Here is a 22,651-nt window from a genome sequence, read left to right as displayed (position 1 = left end):
GCATCACCCGATGCCCGTTCCTTTGAAATTCTTCAGGCGTACGTATTCGCTCTTATCCGGCAGCAGCTGTAGCAAGTTGAGATTGATTACTTTCAACTCGTTATAGTTCTGCCGCTCCAGGGCCTTCTCACCTTGCTCCAGATAACCTATCGCGCGCTGCTTGTCTGTAAACTCATCTTTCGATCGTCCCGCCAGGTCGTAATACAGACGGATCAGGAAATCACGCGAGTTGAGCAATACGTCGTTTAGAATGATCCGTAGCTGTTTGGTCTTCGCTTCCACCAGGAAAACACTTTCGGAGGCGACAAAGCCCGGCTCGCTGTCGACGGCCTGTTTATATTGCGTTTCATACTTCACACGCGTTTCGTCGCTTTGACTAAACTCATAGACCAACCGACTTTTGACCTCAAAGTATTCTGTCCGTGCGGCCGTCAGTTTGCGGAGTCTTCCGAGCTGATCGTATTTCTGGGCCAGCTTGCGCTTACGTTCTTCCAGGTGATACTTCTCGTCGCTGTTAAGCGATGTGCCCAGGTTGTCCAGGCCCTGGCGGATCACCATCGCCTCTTGCAGGTATGTGTCTAGCTTGCCGGCAGTTTCATAGTCTTCCGTCGCTTCATTCTGGCGAAGCTCTGATTTTAGCTTCGCTATGAGAATGTCGACTTCCTCCTCCAGTTTGCCGATGCTCACGTACCGCTCCGACGGGCTGAAGACGTTCTTGAATTCTTGTTCCGTCATGCTGAGGTATACATTCACGTTGATATCACGTGATTCAGAAATTTCCAGCTTGATCTCTAGGTCCGACCCTTTGACGAGGTCGGCGTTCAGCTCTTCGGGGTTGATCTCGATCAGACCGATCACCTGATTAGTCGACGGGAACGCAAAGCGATCACCCTCCAGGATGCTGACGATCAGCTTATCCTTACTGTTCTTATAGATCGTTTTGGATACCTCGCGGTAGATGGTCTTCTTGAGAGGCAAGACACTGTTCTTACCAAAGATCAGCTCCAGCTTGGTTGTACGCTCCTCCAGATCGTCTACTTCCAGGCAGATGTCGTTGGGCAGCGGCTGGCCGTGAATGTTATATTTGCCCTGCACGATCTCGATCGGGTCGATCTCAGCCTCCACCGGGTCGTTACGGTCGTCAAAGAACTTTACCTGGAACCGGCTCAATTGAGCGGGCAACAGGGTGAGGTATTCGCGTATTTTTTCCGTGGCTTTCTTTAACCCCGAGTCGTAGCCCCCATCTTCCCGTTGGATACGATAATGTATATTCGTAATGTCGCCTTCCAGCGTGGCGAGGAATAGCTCTTCGGTATCCATGCTGGTCTTGAGGTACGAGGCTTTTACACGTATGCGGGCCGTGGTGCTGGTACTACTCCTGGGCTGCGCCAGGGCGTCGGCATGGGCCTCGGCCCGTTTCGTGGCTGCATATTGCGCCGCCCCTACCACCACGGCGGTAGTAGGGTCTACCGATGCATTTACACCGATGTTCAGCCTGCGTTCAATCAGCTCGCGCACCAGCGGTATATACGTGCTGCCACCGACCAGCACGACCTGTTGAATGTCGGTTGTGGCCAGGGCATTGCGTTGCAGTAGCTCGTTGATGAGGTCGATGGTATACAACGCCTTGTCTTCAATGCAGCTGTTGAAATCGGCGCGTGTAAGCGTTAATAGGATATCCTGCGTGTTGCCGGAATCGTCTTCTACCGAAATTTCTACTTCGGTTTGTGGGCTGACGGAGAGCTCTTTCTTGGCGTTCTCGGCTTTGTGTAACAAGATCTGATACAAGCGCTTAAACTCAATCGCCTGACTGGCCGCTTTTGCCTGCAGGTTTGTGAGGTGGGGCTGTCGGAAAAGCTGCTTGAGGATGATTCGCTCCACCAGCAGGTTGTCGAAGTCCAGTCCGCCCAGGTAATTGTCGCCCTTGTGATCGATGACGGTCAGCTCCGCATCGGAGATGGAGACGATGGCTACGTCAAACGTGCCGCCGCCCAAGTCGTACACCAGCCACTTGCCTTGTTTCTGTACGCCGTCGCTTTTGTTGGCAAAGGCCAGGCATGCGGCGATGGGCTCTTGCAGCAACACAACTTCTTTAAAGCCGGCTTCGTAGCCTGCCTTCTTGGTGGCGTTGGATTGTACCGTGTCGAAGGACGCCGGTATTGTAATGACCACCGACGGTATAGCAGGGGCGTTGTGCACAAAGGTCTTCAGCTCCTTCAGCACCAGGGCCGAGAGCTCGATGGGAGTTTTCTGCGCCTGCAGGTTTTTGACGAAGAATGTTTCCGATGTTCCCATCTTGCGCTTGAAGCCGCCGAATACATTCTCAGGGTCCTTCTCCACGTACTCGCGGGCTTTGTCGCCAATCAGAATGCGATCATTGCGAAAGCCTACGACAGACGGTAGCGTCTCTTTGTGGCCGATAGGGTTTTTATATACTTCAATGGTCCCGAACTGCCCTTTCGCAATAAGCGAGTTCGTGGTGCCCAGGTCGATGGCGAAGTCAATGGTGCTACTCATACAGTACGATGTTCAACTATAACGACGGCTTTCTGTACAATGGTACGGTTACCCGCCGTATCTTTTTGAAAGACTACGGGTTTGATCACCTTGGTGATATACATCGAGGCATCTACCAGGTCACCAACGATGCTCGCCACACAGTCGGTGCGGGTATCGGTATATTTTTCATTCAGGGGGCTGTGGTATTGCAGTCCGAGCTCGTCGAGGTGGTGACGCAGGCGCTCCATGTTGCGGCCCAGCTCCGCAGGGTCACCTTTGCTAGTATTTTTTTGCTCGATCTCAAAGATCTGGTTTACCAGGTTGATCAATGCACTCATGCGAAACGGAAGCGGTTAGATAGTATGGATAATAATTCTCACGCGGTGAATTTAGTAACTCCCGGCCGCCAGGAAAATGGTATTTTTGCCCAAACATGTCACGGGGGTTAAAATGGAAAATTAGTACAGTCTTGCTGGGGGTTGCCCTGGTAGCCTATTACTTCTCGTTACCGACCACCCTTTTTACCGATCCCTATTCTACGGTGCTTGAATCGGCCCGCGGCGACCTGTTAAGCGCCGCCATCGCCCCGGATGGCCAATGGCGGTTTCCGGAAACGGACACCGTTCCCGAAAAATTTACCGCGGCCCTGCTGGCGTACGAAGACAAGCGGTTCCGCAGCCACCCGGGGGTAGACGTGCTGTCGTTGGGTCGCGCGTTCCGCCAGAATCTGGCCGCGAAGCGTGTGGTCAGCGGGGGCAGTACCCTTACCATGCAGGTGATACGGCTGGCCCGCAAAGGAGAGGGGCGCACCGTCGGTGAAAAACTGATCGAGATCATCCTGGCCACCCGCCTGGAGTGGCGGCACAGCAAAGATGAGGTCCTGGCCCTGTATGCCTCACACGCGCCGTTTGGCGGAAACGTGGTGGGCATTGATGCTGCGTGCTGGCGGTATTTTGGCCGCGATGCGCGATCGCTTTCCTGGAGCGAGGCAGCGTTGCTGGCCGTGTTGCCCAATGCCCCTGCGCTGATCCATCCCGGCCGCAACCGCGCCCAGCTTAAGGCCAAGCGTGACCGGCTGTTGGAAAGGCTGCGGGACCAGGGGCATATCGACGCCTTCACCTGCCAGCTGGCGCAAGAAGAGCCTGTTCCCGAAGAACCTTTGCCGCTGCCGCGCAACGCGCGACACCTGCTCGCGCGCATGCAGCAGGAGGAACTCGCCGGCCACACGCTGCGGTCCACGCTCGACCAGCACGTGCAGCAACGCGTCGAGCAGATTATACAAGACCACCACCAGCGACTGCTGGGCAACCAGATCCATCATAGTGCTGCCATCGTCGCAGAGGTTGCCACGGGGCGGGTACTGGCCTACGTGGGCAACGTAAGCAATACGCGCAACTACCGGGGCGACGACGTCGATGTAGCCCGTGCCCCCCGCAGTACAGGCAGCATTCTCAAGCCCTTTCTCTTTGCAGCTTCGCTTGAAGAAGGAAAAATATTGCCAGGCACATTGCTGCCCGACATACCGATCTTTATCAACGGCTTTACGCCTAAGAATTTCTCGAAAGACTACGACGGCGCCGTGCCCGCCGACCGTGCCCTCATCCGTTCGCTCAACGTGCCGGCCGTAAACCTGCTGCGCAACTACCGCTACGAGAAATTCCACTCGTTGCTGAAAGACCTGGGCATGACCACGCTGCAGCATCCACCCGATCATTACGGACTATCGCTCATTTTGGGTGGCGCCGAAGGCACCCTCTGGGATATCACCGGCATGTACGCCTCCCTGGCCCGTACCCTCAATCGCTATTTCACCGTGGCCGGTGCGAATAAATATATGCCGAAAGATATACACCCGTTGACATACCGGCTTGCACCGATCGATACGACCGCTGCTGTAGCGGGCGAAGCTTCCTCGGTGCTGGATGCCGCGTCGATCTATCAAACCTTTGACGCGCTGAAAGAGGTGTATCGCCCGGGCGAAGAATCCGGGTGGCGCTACTTCAATAGTGCTAAAAAGATTGCCTGGAAGACGGGCACAAGCTTTGGCTTTCGCGACGGCTGGGCTGTGGGCGTAACGCCCGACTACGTCGTGGGCGTATGGGTAGGCAATGCCGATGGCGAAGGACGTCCCGGGCTGACCGGTACGGATGCCGCCGCACCGGTAATGTTTGACATATTTTCACAACTGCCCGGTAATCGCTGGTTCCGGCGACCGGAAGCTGAAATGACCAGGATTACCGTCTGTGCCAAAAGCGGCTATCGCAACAGTCCGCTGTGCGACGAGGTTGTGACGCGCTGGGTACATACCCGGGGCCTGCAGACGGGTGCTTGTCCGCTGCACCGCAGGGTGCACTTAACAGGCGACCGAAAATATCGTGTTCACAGCAACTGCGAGCCGGTAGATCGTATGGTAGACGTAAATTGGTTTGTCTTGCCACCCGCGCAGGAATATTACTTCCGTCCGCATAATGTATCGTACCGCTCGTTGCCACCCTTTCGTAAAGACTGTCAGCCGTCCTCCGCGGTGGTGGCAATGGATATGATCTACCCTAAGCCAGGCGCCCGGATCTACATCCCCCGCGACCTCAACGGCCAGCTGGGCGACGCTGTCTTTGAGCTGGCCCACCGCAACCCGCAGGCCACCGTGTTCTGGCACCTCGATGGCGAGTATCTGGGCAGCACCCAGCGTCATCACCACCTCACCGTCCGCCCTGGCCAGGGGAAGCACATCCTGACCATCATGGACGAAAGCGGTGACATCCTGGAACAACGCTTTGAAGTTCTATCTAAAATGTAAGCAACTGATAAGTAGACAATTAATTGCTTTTTGTTAAATCATTGCCAACTTTGTATTGGTTTAATCACCTAACAAAGCCAGTGAGTCATGAAGACCCTATTTTTTTCCGCACTGGCAGGAATTTTCTCTGTACTCATGGTACAGCCTGCCTACACCAACTCCATCCGTCTGGAGCAACACCTTGACGATGCCCAGAACTACGTCGTGATCGGGGCATTTAAGTATCAGCGTAATGCTGTCCGCTTTACCCAGCATGCCAACCACGATCTGAGCCTGCATGCCAACATTCAGCTCAACCCCGTGCGGAAGCTGTATTATGTGTACGTGCTGCGCACTGCGGACCGTGCCGCGGCCATCTCGGAAGCACGTCGCTTGCGCGCCCAGTCGGAGTTGGCCGATACATGGGTATACAGTGGTTCGCTCGAACTGGGAACGACTGCGTCGCTTCCTGAAAAGACCATGGGCGTAGACATCAACCCCGACACCCAACAGAAAATGGAACGGGTGCCGGACGAGCCTGCCCCGGTCACGACGGAGCCGGTAGTCACCAATGTAGCCGCGCCGCCGCAGCCCGAGCCTGAAAAGAAACCCGAGTTTGTTGACGACGGTAAGCCGGGCAAGCTGTTTGTCTTCCGCCTCTACCGTGCCACTGACAATGCAAAGGTCGAAGGCGAAGTGAAAGCTATCGACCTGGACCGTGCCCGGAAAATAGGGGATTACAAAGGAAATGAGATCGTAAAGGTGGGAGACCCCGCCAGCAAGACCGACAGCATCGGGGTGGTCGCCGAAGTATTTGGTTATCGCAAGCAGCAGATCAATCTATACTATAATAAGCCGGAGGGCGAAGGCATTGAAACCAACGCCGAAGGCGCCATAGAAATACCGTTCGGACTGGTGCGGCTGCACAAGGGCGATGTCTCCGTGATGTTCAACGTGCTCTTCTACCGCGATGCCGCTGTCATGCGGCCCGAGTCGCGTTATGAAATACAGAGCCTGCGCGACATGATGAAAGAAAATCCGAAGTATAAGATCCGTATTCACGGTCATACCAACGGCAACGCTACAGGTAAGATCATCACCCTGCCCGAGGGGAGCACGGAGTTCTTTTCGCTGAAGGATACCAAGGAAGGCTTTGGCACGGCCAAAGCACTGTCGGAAGAGCGTGCTATTGCTATTAAAAGCTTCCTGATCAATGATGGCATCGAAGCCGATCGTATGGATATAAAAGCCTGGGGTGGCAAGCGCCCGCTCTATGATAAGATGGGCAATCGCGCACAAGAAAACGTGCGGGTAGAAATTGAAATTTTGGAGGACAAATAGTCCTCCAAAATCTTAGCTTGTCATGGCTTGCAACACGTCGTGCTGCGTAATGATATGCACCTTCTCTGAATCGTCGCGCACCAGCACCGCTTTATTGTCTTTGTTCAACAGCGATGATAATACGTCCAATGTACTGTCGGGCGCCACGAACGGCATGGGCTTATCCATCACTTCGCCTACAGCCTTGGCTTGCAACTGTGGGTCTTGAATGATCTTCTCCAACAGGCTGGAGGCGCTTACACTGCCAACAAAGTGGCCGTTCTCTGTCACCGGGATCTGGTCAATGCCCTGGCGGTTGATCAACAGGATGGCTTCGCTCACCTTCGCGTCTTTGCTCACCGTAATGAGGCTGTCTTTGCTGGCGCGGCGGCTGATGATGTCGCGGGCCGAGCTAAACGCACGGGTTTCCAGGAAGCCGTGGTCTTTCATCCACTGGTCGTTGTATACCTTGGCCAAATAGCGCGTGCCGTGGTCGGGCAGCAGAATGACCATCACATCATCTTTCTTCAGGTTCTCGCGCGCGTACTCTAATGCACCGTGCAAGGCCGAGCCGCTGGACCATCCCACAAACAAACCTTCTTCGCGCGACAGCCGGCGGGCAGCAATGGCGCCGTCCTTATCCGTTACTTTTATGAACGAGTCGATCACGTCAAAGTCTACGTTCTTGGGCAGAATGTCTTCGCCGAAGCCTTCGGTCATGTAGGGGTAGATTTCGTTCTCGTCAAAGATGCCCGTCTCTTTGTACTTCTTGAATACCGATCCATAGGTGTCGATGCCTATCGCCACCAGGTTAGGGTTCTGTTCTTTCAGGTAGCGTGCTGTGCCGCACATCGAGCCGCCTGTACCCACCGTTGCAACATAGTGTGTGATTTTACCGGCGGTCTGTTTCCAGATTTCCGGGCCGGTGGTGGCATAGTGTGCCGCTGCGTTTGACGGATTGTCGTACTGGTTGGGGTATATCGAGTTGGGAATATCTTTGTTGAGCTTACGCGCCACAGAGTAATACGAGCGCGGGTCCTCGGGGGCAACGTTCGTGGGGCATACAATTACTTCGGCACCCACCGCTTTCAGAATGTTGATCTTCTCCTGCGATTGTTTATCAGCCATGGTAAAGATGCAACGGTAGCCTTTGGCAATGGCCGCTAACGCGAGGCCCATGCCGGTGTTGCCCGACGTGCCTTCGATAATCGTGCCGCCGGGTTTCAGTACACCGGCCTTCTCCGCGTCTTCCACCATTTTAATGGCCATGCGGTCTTTGGTCGAGTTGCCAGGGTTGAAATATTCTACCTTGGCCAGAATGGTACCGGGTACTCCCTTCACCACATTGTTGAGCCTGACAATCGGGGTATTGCCGATCGTTTCGATAATGGAATTATAGATCATACGAATAGCGTCTTCAGAGTAAGTAAAAATACGAAAAAGGAATCGAATGGTTTTGGCTTACGCCAACGGTGTTTTAAGCATTCGCACCGGCCAGCAGGTACAGCACCGCCATGCGGATTGCCACACCGTTTTCTACCTGGTCGAGAATGATGGAATGTGATGAGTCGGCGGCGTCGCTGCTCAACTCCACGCCGCGGTTGATAGGACCGGGGTGCATGATCAGGATCGGCTTCTTGAGGCTGTCGAGCAGCTTTTTGGTAATGCCGTAGTACAGGGAGTATTCGCGCAGAGAAGGGAAATATTTGATGTGCTGACGCTCCAGCTGGATGCGCAGCACGTTGGCCACGTCGCACCACAGCAACGCCTTGCGCACGTCCAGCTCTACTTCAACACCCAACTGGCTGATGAACTTCGGCAGTAACGTGGGCGGGCCGCACACCATCACTTTAGCACCCAGCTTTTGCAGCGCAAAGATGTTGGACAGCGCCACGCGCGAGTGAAGAATGTCACCGATGATCGCCACCTTTTTGCCCGTCAGCGAGCCGAGCTTCTCGCGAATGGAGAAGGCATCCAGCAGCGCCTGCGTGGGGTGCTCGTGTGTGCCGTCGCCGGCGTTGACGATGTTGGCGTTGATGTGTTTGGCAAGAAAGTGCGGTGCACCCGGGCTGGCATGACGCATTACGATCATGTCCACCTTCATGGCCAGAATGTTGTTGACTGTATCGAGCAGCGTCTCGCCTTTCTTTACCGAGCTGTTGGAGGCCGAAAAGTTAATGACATCGGCCGACAGCCGCTTCTGGGCCAGCTCAAAGGAAAGACGGGTACGGGTGGAGTTTTCAAAAAAGACGTTGGCGATGGTGATGTCGCGCAAGGAGGGCACCTTCTTCACGGGGCGATTTAAGACGCCTTTAAAATTCTCAGCGGTTTCAAAAATAAGTTCGAGGTCTTCGCGGGTGATGTTCTTAATGCCAAGCAGATGTTTTTGACTGAGTTTCGACATAGCCCTTTAATCCTTATTGATCAACCAGATTTTATTTTGTTTATGCCCTTGTGCTTCCAGCTCCACCAGCACGCGCTGCGACGTAAGCGTGTTCACAGCCTTGCCGACATAGTCAGCCGCTACCGGCAGCTCGCGTGTATATTTCCGGTCTATCAGAACGAGTAATTCTACTTTCTTGGGACGCCCAAAGGTGATCATAGCGTCCATGGCCGCGCGAATGGTACGGCCTGTAAAGAGCACGTCGTCTACCAGCAGCACTTTCTTGTTTTCGACGGTGAACTCAATGCGCGTTTCATTGGCCTTCACCGGAATCTCGCGGCGGCGGAAGTCGTCGCGGTGAAAAGTAGCATCCAGGTAGCCCAGCGGAATTTTTGTCTTCACCAGCTTTTCCAGCTTCTGGTGAATGATCTCGGCCACATAAATGCCCCGGGGCTGCATGCCGATGACCACCGTTTCAGAAAAAGAACCGTGATTTTCAATCAATTGCTGACAAAGACGACTTATCGTGATATCGAGGAGGTCGGTGTCAAGGATAAGTTTTTTCTGCATACGGCGGGCAAATATAGCAATTTACACCGCGCCCCCGGGCTACCGGCTGCTGATTTTGTTGATGAAAAAGACCTTGCGCTTGCCCGATTCGGGGCTAAAGACGTCCTGGACGCCGTAGGCGTAGAAGTAGTTGCCATACCAATAGTCCAGCCGCGAGGTGTTGCTCTCGTCCATCCGTGTAATTTCGTTCTCCCGGCCTGTGCGGATAATTTCCGATGTCTTGCCTTCCAGCACCTCGTTGCCCTGAATGACTTTGGTCCGCAGCTCGTTGCGGAACATGTACAGCAGGTCGATCTTATCGGTGTGAGGCTCCAGTTTCACAAACTGTTCGAGCGTGTACGTCTTGACGTCATTAATTTCAAAACTATTGTCCCACTGCAGGTTGCCGTCGTTGTCAAAGCCCATCACCACCGCGTGGGTGTAATTGTAGCCGTCAAAAATCCGGCCGTCGCGCACGTAGTTGTTGCGGCCCATGGTGTTGGGCATAAAAAAGCCTGAATAGCCCGCCCCCGCCGACGTATAGTGCGGATAGAACGCCTCGCCCAGCAACACATACTGGTTTTTATACGGCACCAGCTCGTGCACCATAAACCGGTAGTTAAAACGGATCTTCTTGCCACGAATGCGTCGCCGGGCAATGCGCTCACGCACGCGCTTTTCCCGCCCCGCCTTCATGTACTTAAAGAAGTTTTGCAGGTCGCCAAAGTTGTAATACCGGATCTGCTGCAGGCCCGAGGGGTCGATGCTGGCCATGAAGATGCCTTTGGAATATTCTGAATTACGCGACCCATACACGCCTGCAATCACCTGCATGTTGTTCGCCGTTTTAAGCGAGCGGGCAAAGAGCAGGTTCTTGTTGTCCTCCGGTTCCAGCGGCAGGTTGCGGATCAGGTCCGCCTGCGCGTTGTAGCTCTTTACCCAGATCGTGCGTGTGCCCTGCAAGTTTCGCGCGCTCACCAACACGTCAAAGCTGCCGTCGGTATGCACCTTGATGTGCGTAAGCTCGCCGATGTCACTTTGCAATCCGGGCAGCAGCCGCGACTTCTGCGTGTCAAAGGAATAAAAGATCACCACGGGTATCTTGTTAAAGTACCCGCCCAGCAGAACACCTTCTTTTGTCACTTGAAACTCCGACGGGTTGAAAGGAATAAAGTTCTTGATAACATGGCGCACGTATCGACCCGTGCCTTGTTCCAGGGCGAACATTTCCAGGTCGTTGCGGCTAAAGTCGACGTAGTGAAACAGCAGGTATAAATAATCGGCATCTGCCTTGCGTCCTACTAACAGGTATTTTTTCTGTACAGCCAGGTAGCCGTGCCACGTTGGATTGAACGCCGTGTCTAATTTTTGAATCTCGAGCTGGTCGTTGGGCTCGTTGGGAATGCCGGTCAGGCGGCGGTATAAAAAGAGGCCATTCTGAAAGGCAGGCACAATTTCAAATGGCTGGCCGAAACCGAGCATGGGAATTTCGTACCGGGCAGATTGCTCTACCTGTGCCTGGCAAACCGTGGCTGCCAGCCAAAAGAACAGGTTAATGTACCACCACTTTGTTGATATAGAACACGTCGCGCACGCGATCGGTCTTCGTAACATTGCGAATGGTTTGGTAGCCCCATACATAGAATGTGTTGTCGTACCAATGCCGAACACTTCCTTCGCCTTCTTTCTCCGAACGTATTTCGTCGACCGGATCCAGGAGCTTGATCTTCTCCTGCAGCAGTTGCGTAGTATCTTCCTTTAACGGAATGGACTTTACCATCAGGTCCGATTCGTTTTTATAGAGCAAATGTACGTGGCCGTTCTTCAGGCTGAAGTCCGCCACCTGCTCTACCGAGGGCAGCTTGATGTCTTCCAGCTTCAGGCTGTGATCCCACTTCACTTTGCCGGCCGCGTCAAAGGCCAGCAACACGGTCTCGCTGCTCTTAATGTCGTCGTTATTCTTAACGTTGTTGCCATACGCATACGGCCGGTACATACGCCCCATGCCCGGATAATAATAACCAGGGCCATACATGCCATAAGAACCGTAGGGGCTGTAGGAATAGGGATTATAATAATAGGGGTTGCTGTAGTACGGATTCAAATTGCTGGAGGGTGTATACACTTCCGCCAGCAGCAGGTAGCCATCCCGGTATTCGTTGAGCTTAAACGGCATGACATAGTTGATGTAGTTTGGGATCTTGTTGGCGGCCAGGTCTTCCCGGGTGTCTTCCTGGATCTTCTTCATGCGCTTGGGGGAGAGATACTCCAGGTAATGCGTCAGCTCGCCAAAGCTGAAGTAGCGGATCTTCTGTTCATTAAAGGGATCGACCACCAGGGAATAGAAGCCGTTGGATTGTTTGGAGTTGCGCTCGCCCCAGGTGCCGAGCAACACCAGGTCTTCACGTTCCAGCGTGCTGGTAATGCCCGTCTGCAGCGTACGGTTTTCTTCGATGGGCACACGGTCTTCCAATAGCAGCTCGCCGCTGCCGTCAAACGTGCGGAACAGCATAAAACGATCGCCTTTGCTACCGCGGTCGATCGTGACGGTGTTGAAGGTGCCGTTCTGATTGGTGCGCAGGTCTACCAGCTCGGTATCTTTCTGGAAGAAGCCCGGCACGACCTTCCGGTTGCCTGTCTCGAGCTCGTATAAAAAGATAGCCGGTTCGTTGTTAACATAGCCACCAAAGGCAAAGCTGCCGCCGGCCTTGCTAAAATGGGTGAGCTTAAAGTCGAGGTCGGGCTTGATGGAATACCGCGTGTATTCACCCGATGCCAGCGTCACGCGCACCAGCTCGAAGTCGTTGCGCGTAGTCTCACCGGTGCGGTACAAAAAGTACAGCTGCCCCGCCGTTACCTCGTAGCCGACCATTTTATACCGCTCTTTGATCTCGAGCTCCACCACGCGCTTTTCTTGCAGCGCGGTGTCGAGCAGCAGCAGCTCCCAGATGCGATTGCTGTTTTTGTATTTGTCACGCTCGCGGTAAAGGGCGAGACCCTCTTCCTTGAGGGAGATGACATTGTAGTAGTCGTCGGAATTTTTTTGTTCCCGCTCAAAGCGGTGTGGTTGCTGCACCTGGGCCCAACCCGTAGTGGCTGGCGCACCGAGGACGGTCAGCAAGACCAGCATCCACCCTGTACGGTGTACATTCCTTCTCATTTTTCTTCGCTTAAGGCTATAACCATATCAAATTCTTCACGCTTAACGGGCTGTACGGAAAGGCGAGACAGCTTCACCAGCGCCATATCTTTTAAACGCTTATCGGCTTTGATTTGTGCAAGCGTCACTGGTTTTTTCAATTTTTTATCCGGCGCCAGCTCCACGGCTACCCAATTCTCATCTTTTGGATCGGGGTAAGCTTCCTTCGTAATGCGGGCAATGCCGACAACGGCCTTGTCTTCCATGCTGTGGTACACAAAGGCCAGGTCGCCTTTCTTCATGGCCTTCAGGTTCAGGCGTGCCGCATAGTTACGTACGCCATCCCATCCCGTCTTTTTGTCGCGTACCAGGTCATCAAAGGAGTATACGCTCGGTTCACTTTTTACCAGCCAGTAATTCATGCTTTCGGTTACAGTTAATTCTAAAATTACAAGAAAGCGGCAAAGATAAAAATGCCCTGCATACAGACGGTACACGGCGGCAAAAAGCAATACCGGCGGGGGAATATATACCTCAGCGGGGCAGCACACCCGACCAATGCGCCACGCCCGGATCAAAGGCCAGGTCTACGCCCTGGTCAAAAATGCCAAACACGGCCGCGCCTGATCCGCTCATGCTGGCATACACGGCGCCTGCGCGATACAATTTTTCTTTCAGGGCCTGAATCGGAGGGTGGCGTGCAAAAACAGAGGCCTCGAAGTCGTTGTGAAGCTTTTCTTTCCAGGCTGCCAACGGTTCTTGCGCCAATATTTGTGTCAGACCGGTTGCTGGTGTCGCGGGCGTTATGCCGGCGTACGCCTCGGCGGTGGAAACGTGAATGGGCGGCTTGGCCAATACCAAAAACCTGCCCTTTAACGAGATGTCAACAGGGTTTAGGATCTCTCCCCGGCCGGTGCCGAGCTGTGGCGTGTCCTGGGTGAAGAAAGCACAGTCGCTGCCCAGCTGCGCGGCATACGCCGCCAGGGCGGTAGGCGCCAGGTTGAGATTGAAAAGGTCGTTGAGAAGGCGCAACGTATAGGCGCCGTCAGACGACCCTCCCCCCAGGCCGGCGCCGGTAGGAATGATCTTGTGCAGGTGAATGCGGACCGGCGGCAGTGTAAAATCTTTTTGCAGCAGATGGTACGCCCGCAGGCAGAGGTTGTCGTGGGGATCGCCGGGAATGGCGTCGCCCGACTGAGAGAAGGCCAACGTGTCGGAAGGGATCACCTCTAGAATGTCCGTCCACGGCACGGGGTAAAAACAGGTCTCCAGCGCATGGTATCCGTCGGTTCTTTTGTAGAGAATGTGGAGACCGAGATTGATCTTACAGGGCGGGAAGGCAACCATGCCGGCGGAGGTTTAAAAAAGAACCCTGGCCGGAAAGGGGGTACCCGCCGGCCAGGGAGTAACGATTTTATTTGCTGAGGCGCTCGACGATCTCTTCGGTAATACCCGAAGCAGAGAAACCACCGTCGTGCATCAGGTTTTGCATGGTCACCATGCGTGTGAAGTCAGAGAACATCACGGTGATGTAGGCGGCGCAATCTTCGGCAGAAGCGTTGCCCAGCGGCGACATCATGTTGGCAAAGTCAAAGAACACGTCGAAGCCCGAAATGCCCGAGCCGGCCGTGGTACGGGTAGGCGACTGTGAAATGGTGTTAACACGCACCTTTTTCAGTTTGGCATAACGCGCACCGTAGCTGCGGGCAATCGACTCCAGCATGGCTTTCGCTTGTGCCATGTCGGTATAGTCGGGGTACGACCGTTGCGCGGCAATGTAGCTCAGGGCGAGCACCGATGCCCACTCGTTGAGGGCGTCCAGCTTCTCGGCGGTCTGCAGCACTTTATGAAACGACAGCGCCGAAATGTCGAGCGTCTTTTGGAACCACTCGTAGTTCAGGTCGCCATAAGGCTTCTCTTTGCGGATGTTGGGGCTCATGCCAATGGAGTGCAGCACGAAGTCGATCTTGCCACCCAATACCTCCTGCGATTTGGTAAAGAGGTTCGCGAGGTCTGCTTCAGACGTGGCATCTGCGGGAATAACTTCCGCATTGCATTCCTTCGCCAGCTCGTTGATCTTGCCAAGGCGCATCGCAATGGGGGCGTTGGTCAGGGTGAACACACCCCCCTCTTCCTTTACTTTCAGCGCTGTTTTCCAGGCAATGGAGTTTTCGTCCAGTGCACCGAAAATGATGCCGCGTTTGCCTTTCAGTAAGTTGTTAGCCATAGCTTATAAATTAAACTGATGTGGTGTTAGTTAAGCCGCAATATTACAATACATCCGCAAAAAACAAGAATTAAAGTTGCGGTGCAGAACGGTACCAGTGTACCTTCTACACCGTTTGAAACGAGAAAATAACGCGTTTTTTTCTTATATTTCTTTGAAACATAAACATTCAGCGTCTATGGAAATTACGTCTTCTTTTTTGGATTCGTGGCACGGCTACATGTATGCTGGTGCGGCGGTCTGCATGGGCATGGCCATCCTGCTTCTGGCGTATCATGAGCTTCGCATCGCTATGCTCAAAGACTACAAAGCGAAGTATGATTATGTAAACCTGCACGAAGTCCGGTATTTCTGGTACTCGGTTATGATGGTGGTATTTGCGGCGGCCTTCTTTGGCAACACCATCGGCTCACAGGCCATACAGGAAGAAGGCCACCGCTGGTTCTATGTACGCCTGTTCATATCGGTAAGCTTTGTGATCATTGCTTACTTTGTTTTCTTCAGCCTGGTGCGTATTTATTACCCCGGCAAGCTCGAACGCCGCCTGTACAAACTGCGCAATACGCCGCGTACCTCGCCTGACGGCAACATTATGCGCAAGCTGGCCGAGTCGGAGGAGGAGCATCACCTGGAGAAAGAACAGGTGGAGGATGGCAAGGTGCACTCGATCGACTACGACATCTGGCTGGATGATAAAACAGGTTATAAGAAGATCGAAAAATACAGCGCTTATCAACATGCCGAGGAGTGCTCGGAATGCGGCTACTTCACCCTCAAGATTCATCACGAGGACATCGCCCAGGCACCGACACTGTCAGACGAAGGGGAAATGTTACAACATTACCGCTGTAGTTACTGCGGCCACCGTGAGCAACGGCAAGTGATCGTCGCCCGGCTGTCGGCCAACATCGCATGATTAATTAACCGTCAGGTTTTGCCACGGCGACTTCTTCAACGCCAGGAAGACGTTGTTAAAGGGATCGTATACAATCGTGTCATAGATCATGGGCACGGTGCTGATGCCTTGCAAAGTAATGACGCCATAAGTGCCCTCGCGCTCGACCACGGCAAAGCCCTTGCCGGTATCTTCCAGTTGCTGGTACTTGGGTTGAATCAGGATTTTGCCGGTGTTGTCCGCCAGTCCTACCAGACCGTTACTGCGGATCAGCAGGTTGCGCGTAGGGAGTACAGTAATATCGTCATAGCGGGTCGGTAACAATAGCCGGCCCGTTTTGTCGACGATGCCGGCGAAGCCTTTTTGTTTCACGAGCGCAAAGCCATTCTGAAAACCTGATACCTCGTCGTATACCGGCTGAATGGCGATCTGATCGTCGTGGTTGATAAAGCCCCAGTGCCCGCGAATCATGGCAGGTGCCAGGGTCTCGCTGAATTGTTTTACACCTTCATACCGGTTGGCAATGCGCAGCCGTCCCAGGTTGTCGATAAAGCCATACTTGCCGTTCTTGCGAATGGCCCGCAGCCCTTCGCTTTCTTCATAGATCTTTTCCAGCGCCTCGGTGGGAAATACGCGCCGGTCGGCAATGCGGCCGTTCATGTCGATTTTCCACAGCGTGCCCGACGGCAGCAGCTCCAGGATGTAGTCGGGGTAATACGTCAGTGGGTTCTCGGTAAAATAAATGACGATGCCGTCCAGCGACTTCAGGAAACGCGTGCGCGGCGTCTGCTCAATGTAGCGGTCGTGCCCGAGCAAAAACAGCTTCGACGCCCGCGGCGTAACGATCCACTCCTCGCGTTGATTGATAATGCCATACTGCCCGCGAAACTTTACCACCAGCAAGTTGTCTTTGGTCTGCAACACCGAATCATACGTGCATGGCACGACCTCGCGCCCTGCCAGATCCATGGTGCCGGCGTAGCCGCGGCTGCGGACCATAAAGTAGGTGCCGTCAAAGTGGTCGATGTAATCGTATGACTTCGACGACAAGCGCGTACCCGTTGTATCGGTTAAAGTCCAGCTATACCGGGTACCCTGGCGCTGACCCGCCAACGCGCGGTGGTGCGTCAGCACGAGTACCAGGCTGTCGTGCGTCGGTTGTATAAGTGTACGACCTGACAAATTGATCAGTCCATATTTGTTTTGCACCTTCACCAGGGCCTTACCATGTTGAAAGGGTGCAATAGTGGTGTATTGCTGCGGCGATAGCGGCTTCAGCGAAAGGTCCGTCAGTTGCAACATGCCGCCCTGCATTACTTTCAACCGGTTCGGCGCGACCGGATACAATGCGTCGGCCTGCACCTTTTGTGTGAGCTTGTTCTGACCGTTCAGGAATTGCCACTCATCGGCCTCACGCGCTTTCACGGTACCATCTTCCAGAATGGCAATGCCGCGGTACCGCGGCTGCACTTTTATTTGTCCGTCGCGATCGATCACGCCCTGCATGCCATTTTGATAAATGGTGGCGTAGTGCTTGGTGAACGGTGCAATGCGGTCGATTGTAAAGCCGGTAAGCTGGCGACCGGTCTCCGTGAAGATGGCAATCTTGTCGTCAAAGTTCGCCACGGCAAAACGCAAGCTGCCAATGGGGTAGATGCTTTGATACTGTTGAGGAATGATGGTGCGGTTATCCAGTGACAGCAACCCATATTTATAGGTGTTGCCGCTTTTGCTAAAGACAATGGCCCGCAGCGAGGCAAGCTTCAGGCCGTCGTATTGAAAAGAGATGATCTCCTTGCCCGCTGTATTCAGACAGCCCGTGGCGACGCGCAGCACATGGGGTTGTACTTGCTTGCGGGCAATGAGCACAGACCCATCGCCGGGAAGAATTTCTTCGTATTCGTTTTTGGTGAGCGTGCGGTTGGTAATGCTGATCAGACCCCAGCGGCCATTCAGCTTATAGCCAATAGTTTGATCAATGACCGAAAAGCGGCCGTCGCTCCATCCCAGTGCATCGTACTTCGCCGGAATCAGTACCTTGCCCTGGTTATCTTTCAACCCCACCTTTCCATTCTCTTCAAAAACCGACAGCTCCTCGGCGTGTGCAGCATCCGAAAGAAAAAATACCAGCAGACAGCAATACAAAAAGCGGCTCACAATCCTCATCGCAGACAAAGTTAAAAGGTCGTGCGCATACCGGCGCTATCCTTGAACGAATTGTTGCGTCGGTCGTCGCCGCGAAGCGCATGCCCTATTGCAATGGTGCGTAGAAGTACAATGTGTGGTCGGGCAGCAATGTGGGGTGCGTGATCTTGACGAGGTCGCGCAAGATCAGGTCGGGACGCAAATACCCCAGCTCCAAAAACTCGCTGCCACCCCGCGCGCCCTTGCGTGCATCGTAGGTGTACACCTGGCGCGTAGTCACCGGTTTGAACTGCGCGTAGCGATGGTCGGCGGCGCGTAGTGCGGGCAACGTGTTGTAAGAGCCCACTCCGATCCAGAAGTCAGCGTCATGCGCTTTTTCATAGACATGCTCAAAGCTGAGCTTCAGCGCACCGGTCGATGAGTCTGCCGCCCATAAGTACTGACAGCCGGCATCGTTTAAGATGCGCGCCGCATAATTCTGGCCACCGGGTAGAAACCACGCATCGCCATACACCACGCCACTCAGCACCGTGGGGCGGGTGCGTACTGTGTCCACCACGGCCTTCGCGTCGAGATAACTTTTTTCGATAACCTGAAATACCGAGTCGGCGCGCTTCTCCTGATTAAAGAACAGCGCCATAAACTTGATCCACTCGGCGCGGCCCAGCGGATGTTTCTCCAGGTACTCTGCATTGATTACCACCGGCACGCCGAGGTCTTCTATTTTTTTAAACTGCCCATAGTCGCTGCTTTGGGTATAGCCCATCAACATACCGGGTTTCAGCATGACCAGTTGCTCCAGGGTAATACTGTTGTCGACACCCAGGTCTTTTACCTGGCCGGTATCAACGCGGCGTCGCATCTTCTCCGAGCTGATATAATCGGTCGATGGAAAGCCCACCAGTTTGTCGGTCTCGCCGAGATAGTCCAGCAACGGTATATGCGAAGTGGAGGTACACACGATGGAGGTGAGGGGTGTGCGGATCACCCTCACATCGGGAGCATGCGCCGGCACCTCTTCGTCCGCCGGCACGAGCAAATATGTAAAGCCCGTGGACGCGCCCTGAAAAGGCGTTAACACGGTTACGGTCTTTATATTCCCATCGTAGGCCACGGTAAAGCCCCGTGCATACTTTAATAACGTTTGAGAAGGCAGGGAAACGGCTGTTGGTTGGTCAGCAGCCGGGCGGTTACAGCCCGCCAGAACGAGCACCAGCACGAAAATGATTACACGATACATGGCTGCAATGTTAAGAAAATAATTAAGTTCGCACCCGATTCACGGTTCTTCTGCTGTTTGCAACCGCAGAAGATGAAAAGGGAATACCGGTAAGACTTAACGTCAAATCCGGAGCTGTCCCCGCAACTGTAATCCCGGTCTGCCAGGCTGTTTGCTACTCCTGGCGGAAATTCAACTTTTGTTCTGCAACACCATTGTTCGCTCCCGACGCGTCGGGACGAATGAGAAGGTAAGCAAAAGCCGGGCGAGCCAGGAGACCTGCCGTGATACTAAAATCTGTTTTCAGGCTTCCGACTTTCGGGTGAAAGGTTAGAAGTATAGTAGTCGAAGAAATATTCATGCGGGTAGGTATTCTTATAGTCGTGAGCATGCTCACAAGCGTGTACTGTTTTGCGCAACAGACAGCCCCGGTGTTGCTGGACTCGGTAGAAGTGTATGGTATAACCGACGAGCGCTTCCTGGCCGGCTCCTCTTTTACTACTGTCGACTCTGCCTTGTTGCGTCAGCAACGCTCCACGCATCTCGGTGAAGTACTGGCCACACAACTGCCGGTATATTTTCGAAGTTACGGTCAGGGCATGATCTCGGGCATCAGCCTGCGGGGTACGGCACCGCAACATACGGCCGTGTTGTGGAACGGTATAAATATCAATAGTTTCTCCCTCGGACAAGCAGACTTCTCCATTTTACCCGCTTCGGCTTTTGGTTCTGTCAAAGTACACGCGGGTGGCGGCAGCGCCCGCTATGGTAGCGGTGCGTTGGGGGGTACGGTGCTGCTGACCTCACCCGAAGCGTCGTCGCAGGAAATATTTCACATCGCACAGGTAGTGGGCAGCTTTGGTCAGTATACTACCGAAGCCGGTGGAGCATTCACCCTGGGGCGGTGGAACGCGCACACACAAGTATACCATGTGCAAAGCGAAAATGACTTTACGATACAAGCCCTCGGCCAGCGCCAGCCACATGCGGCCTTCAAGCAGATCGGCATACTACAAGACATCGTATACAACCTGACCAATACAAAGTCGCTGTCATTGCACTATTGGTATCATGATGCTGATCGAGAGGTACAGCCGCCCATTGGGCAGTATTTTAGTGACGCCACACAGCGTGATAAGAATCATCGCCTTAGCCTGCAGTACAAAAGCAACGGTCGCCGCGGCCAATTTACCGCCACCGGCGGTTACGTGCGCGACGTACTCTTTTATCGTAAAGAGGACCTTGTAACCCGCTGGACGGGCAGCGTCAAGCATGCCTTTATCCTGCCAGCACGCATACACGCCGAAGTAAGCGCCGAGTGGAATCACATCCGCGCCGACATTGACGAGTATAAAGATCACCATGCCGAAGAAGACAGGTTCGATTTTATGGTTTCCCTGCAGAAAAGCATCAGTACACGCTTGTCGTTGGCGTTGAACTTGCGTCAGCCCGCCGTATCGGGTTTCTCGCCGCCCTTTCTGCCGTACATCGGTGTGGAATACATAGTCGTGAAACGGCCTGCTGCAACGTTTACCCTGCGTGGCAACGCCTCCCGGAATTACCGGGTGCCCACGCTCAACGACCGCTACTGGCAGAACGCCGGTGACAGGAGTCTACAACCGGAACTAAGCTATGCCGCAGAAGCTGGCTGGCGGTGGATATGGAACCAGTTGACGGTCGAAAATACGTGGTACACGCAAGAGGTCGATCAATGGATACAATGGGTGCCGGTAGGAGGCAACTACATTCCGCGAAACATCCGGCATGTGCAGGTGCGAGGTGCCGAGATGCGAGTGCATGGGCCGATATACCAGGGTATCGTAACCGTGATAGCAGGCGTCAACTATCAATATACACGCTCCATTAGCACCGAGGTGCCACCCAATGACCCGTGGTCTCTTGACCGGCAGTTGATCTATACCCCCGTGCAGACCGCGTCAGGCTACCTGCGCGGCAATTGGCGCGGCTATAACGCCACGGTACAGGCGCAGTACAGTGGCCGGCGGTACTACCTGTTTGCCAACGAAGCAGACTATTCGTTAGACCCGTATACCCGTATCGATTTGTCCGCGGGGCGAACCTTAACCCTGAGGCGGCATACTGTAACGCTGCAAGGATCTGTGCAGAACCTGCTGGATGAAGAATACAGACAATATGCGGCCTATGCCATGCCCGGCCGGTATTATACCCTGCAACTTAATTACCAACTAAATTCTATATCGAAATGAAAATGAAATCGTACATGTGGCTAGTAGCCGTCAGCGCCGTGCTGGTATTCCAACGCTGTTCGGATGACGACGGCGAAAAGGGAAACCAGTCGGTTGTCACCGGTGTGCTGGTCGCCAACGAGGGTAACTTTCTGGCCGCCAATGGCAGTGTTACCTATTATAATCCCGAGAAGGACTCTGTCGCGCAGAATATATTTCGCAATGCGGCTGGCGATTTTGCGGGCGACGTGCTGCAATCCATCACGCTGGACGGCGAGCGCGCTTACCTCGTCTTGAACAATAGCAATACGATCGAAGTGGCCAACAGTACCACCTTTGCACGTGAAAAGACAGTAGCCGAGCCGGTACTGGATAAACCTCGGTACGTGTCGGTCATTAACGGCAAGGCATATATCAGCGTATTCGGCCCTTACGATGCAGAGTACAACCTCACCAACTCTTCCATTGTAGTAGCGGATGCCAAGACGATGAACATCACCGGTAACATCCCAACGAGACCAGGTGTCGATGATTTGTTTTATGCCGGTGGCTACCTCTTCGCCTCCATTAACAACTTTGGCGCGGGAAGCGCGGTGTCGGTCATCGATCCATCAAAAAATGAAGTGATCAGAGATGTGGCTGTGATGAACGGCCCCTCCGGAATGGTACTGGATGCTAATAACAAACTGTGGGTGATTTGCCGCGGCGGCTATGGTGCCGAAGATAGCTATCTGGAGAGCATCGGGGTAAAGAATTTTGAGCAAGTGCAAATCCACCTCGACTTCCAGGCAGGTTCCGATCTGGCAGTTTCGCCCGACGGAAAGACACTGTATTTCACCGGAGGCAACAATATTTATAGCATGCCGATTGATTCTAAAGAAGCGCCTGCGGCCCCCTTGTTTACAGCGGAAGAAGTAGTCGACCTATATTCGTTTGGCGTAAACCCGGAGAATGGTGATTTTTACGTAGGCGACGCCCGCCTTTTTTCAGCCAGCGGTGGCGCATACGTGTATACCTCCACCGGTGCTTTAAAAACGTCCTTCACCACGGGTGTTGGCCCGACGCAGTTTATCTTTAAGAAATGAAAGACGACGTGACGGACAAATCCGCGCCCGAAGAAAGTAGCCCCTACTATTACATGGAAAATGGCCTCATGGTTTTTACCGAGGCCTTTTTCCTCAAGCGGGGCTTTTGCTGCGGGCGCGGATGCCGTCATTGTCCTTACGGACATAAGAAGGGCGCCACCACGCCCATCCATCAACAGCCAGAAAAATAACAGCCGGCCGGTACAG

The 22,651-nt window shown here is 53.9% G+C and carries 18 protein-coding genes and 1 riboswitch; of the genes, 6 read left to right on the top strand and 12 right to left on the bottom strand.

The window, feature by feature from the left end; translation table 11 throughout:
* Positions 1–3: 3 nt before the first annotated feature.
* Together K7P01_RS28380 and K7P01_RS28375 are read right to left on the bottom strand one after the other, a co-directional pair.
* Positions 4–2,517 carry an Hsp70 family protein gene (locus K7P01_RS28380; protein ID WP_267297978.1) on the bottom strand — a complete coding sequence of 838 codons (2,514 nt, stop codon included), beginning with the start codon at positions 2,515–2,517 and terminating at the stop codon, positions 4–6.
* Positions 2,514–2,837, bottom strand: a complete 324-nt coding sequence (locus K7P01_RS28375; RefSeq protein ID WP_267297977.1) for a hypothetical protein — start codon at positions 2,835–2,837, stop codon at positions 2,514–2,516. Before K7P01_RS28375 ends, K7P01_RS28380 begins: the two co-directional genes overlap by 4 nt.
* A gap of 95 nt (positions 2,838–2,932) precedes the next feature.
* Here K7P01_RS28375 and pbpC point away from each other — a divergent pair, with 95 nt between their 5' ends.
* Positions 2,933–5,296 carry a penicillin-binding protein 1C gene (gene pbpC / locus K7P01_RS28370; RefSeq protein ID WP_267297976.1) on the top strand — a complete coding sequence of 788 codons (2,364 nt, stop codon included), beginning with the start codon at positions 2,933–2,935 and terminating at the stop codon, positions 5,294–5,296.
* Between the two features lie 87 nt (positions 5,297–5,383).
* Complete coding sequence (locus K7P01_RS28365; protein ID WP_267297975.1) at positions 5,384–6,616, top strand: OmpA family protein; 1,233 nt, start codon at positions 5,384–5,386, stop codon at positions 6,614–6,616.
* Positions 6,617–6,628: 12 nt separating this feature from the next.
* Here K7P01_RS28365 and K7P01_RS28360 read toward each other — a convergent pair whose 3' ends face one another.
* The 8 genes from K7P01_RS28360 to K7P01_RS28325 form a co-directional block, all read right to left on the bottom strand.
* Positions 6,629–7,999, bottom strand: a complete 1,371-nt coding sequence (locus tag K7P01_RS28360) for a pyridoxal-phosphate dependent enzyme (RefSeq protein WP_267297974.1) — start codon at positions 7,997–7,999, stop codon at positions 6,629–6,631.
* Positions 8,000–8,072: 73 nt separating this feature from the next.
* Positions 8,073–8,999: an aspartate carbamoyltransferase catalytic subunit gene (locus K7P01_RS28355; protein ID WP_267297973.1), complete on the bottom strand. Its 927-nt coding sequence runs from the start codon at positions 8,997–8,999 to the stop codon at positions 8,073–8,075.
* Positions 9,000–9,005: 6 nt separating this feature from the next.
* Complete coding sequence (pyrR, locus tag K7P01_RS28350; RefSeq protein ID WP_267297972.1) at positions 9,006–9,548, bottom strand: bifunctional pyr operon transcriptional regulator/uracil phosphoribosyltransferase PyrR; 543 nt, start codon at positions 9,546–9,548, stop codon at positions 9,006–9,008.
* 39 nt (positions 9,549–9,587) lie between these two features.
* A complete protein-coding gene (locus K7P01_RS28345; RefSeq protein ID WP_267297971.1) occupies positions 9,588–11,141 on the bottom strand; it encodes a hypothetical protein in 1,554 nt (517 codons plus the stop codon).
* Entirely contained in the window at positions 11,080–12,687 is a 1,608-nt protein-coding gene (locus tag K7P01_RS28340; RefSeq protein WP_267297970.1) for a hypothetical protein, read from the bottom strand. The genes K7P01_RS28345 and K7P01_RS28340 overlap by 62 nt, the downstream gene beginning before the upstream one ends.
* Positions 12,684–13,088: an EVE domain-containing protein gene (locus tag K7P01_RS28335; protein ID WP_254085480.1), complete on the bottom strand. Its 405-nt coding sequence runs from the start codon at positions 13,086–13,088 to the stop codon at positions 12,684–12,686. Before K7P01_RS28335 ends, K7P01_RS28340 begins: the two co-directional genes overlap by 4 nt.
* Positions 13,089–13,200: 112 nt before the next feature.
* Positions 13,201–14,013: a 4-(cytidine 5'-diphospho)-2-C-methyl-D-erythritol kinase gene (gene ispE / locus K7P01_RS28330; protein ID WP_267297969.1), complete on the bottom strand. Its 813-nt coding sequence runs from the start codon at positions 14,011–14,013 to the stop codon at positions 13,201–13,203.
* Positions 14,014–14,080: 67 nt separating this feature from the next.
* Positions 14,081–14,893 carry an enoyl-ACP reductase FabI gene (locus K7P01_RS28325; RefSeq protein WP_267297968.1) on the bottom strand — a complete coding sequence of 271 codons (813 nt, stop codon included), beginning with the start codon at positions 14,891–14,893 and terminating at the stop codon, positions 14,081–14,083.
* A gap of 178 nt (positions 14,894–15,071) precedes the next feature.
* Between K7P01_RS28325 and K7P01_RS28320 the strand changes: the two genes are divergently transcribed.
* Positions 15,072–15,809, top strand: coding sequence for a hypothetical protein (locus K7P01_RS28320; RefSeq protein ID WP_267297967.1), 738 nt, complete (start codon positions 15,072–15,074; stop codon positions 15,807–15,809).
* Here the strand turns inward: K7P01_RS28320 and K7P01_RS28315 are convergent, their stop codons facing one another.
* Both K7P01_RS28315 and K7P01_RS28310 read right to left on the bottom strand, forming a co-directional pair.
* Positions 15,810–17,954 (bottom strand): WG repeat-containing protein, encoded by a 2,145-nt coding sequence (locus K7P01_RS28315; protein WP_267297966.1) that lies wholly within the window; start codon positions 17,952–17,954, stop codon positions 15,810–15,812. It abuts the gene before it with no gap.
* Positions 17,955–18,039: 85 nt separating this feature from the next.
* Entirely contained in the window at positions 18,040–19,173 is a 1,134-nt protein-coding gene (locus tag K7P01_RS28310; RefSeq protein WP_267297965.1) for an ABC transporter substrate-binding protein, read from the bottom strand.
* A gap of 25 nt (positions 19,174–19,198) precedes the next feature.
* Positions 19,199–19,453: riboswitch (cobalamin riboswitch) on the top strand.
* Between the two features lie 58 nt (positions 19,454–19,511).
* Between K7P01_RS28310 and K7P01_RS28305 the strand changes: the two genes are divergently transcribed.
* From K7P01_RS28305 to K7P01_RS28295, 3 genes are read left to right on the top strand one after another with little or no spacing between them, the layout of a single operon-like run.
* Positions 19,512–21,380: a TonB-dependent receptor gene (locus K7P01_RS28305; RefSeq protein WP_267297964.1), complete on the top strand. Its 1,869-nt coding sequence runs from the start codon at positions 19,512–19,514 to the stop codon at positions 21,378–21,380.
* Positions 21,377–22,444, top strand: a complete 1,068-nt coding sequence (locus K7P01_RS28300; protein ID WP_267297963.1) for a YncE family protein — start codon at positions 21,377–21,379, stop codon at positions 22,442–22,444. The genes K7P01_RS28305 and K7P01_RS28300 overlap by 4 nt, the downstream gene beginning before the upstream one ends.
* Positions 22,441–22,635, top strand: a complete 195-nt coding sequence (locus K7P01_RS28295; protein WP_267297962.1) for a DUF5522 domain-containing protein — start codon at positions 22,441–22,443, stop codon at positions 22,633–22,635. The genes K7P01_RS28300 and K7P01_RS28295 overlap by 4 nt, the downstream gene beginning before the upstream one ends.
* The last annotated feature ends 16 nt before the right edge of the window (positions 22,636–22,651 follow it).

Origin of the sequence: Parachryseolinea silvisoli, assembly GCF_021190955.1 — a bacterium.
Lineage (GTDB): Bacteria > Bacteroidota > Bacteroidia > Cytophagales > Cyclobacteriaceae > Ohtaekwangia > Ohtaekwangia silvisoli.
The sequence above is the reverse complement of the archived record's forward strand: the minus strand, read 5'-3'. Positions and strand labels throughout refer to the sequence as shown.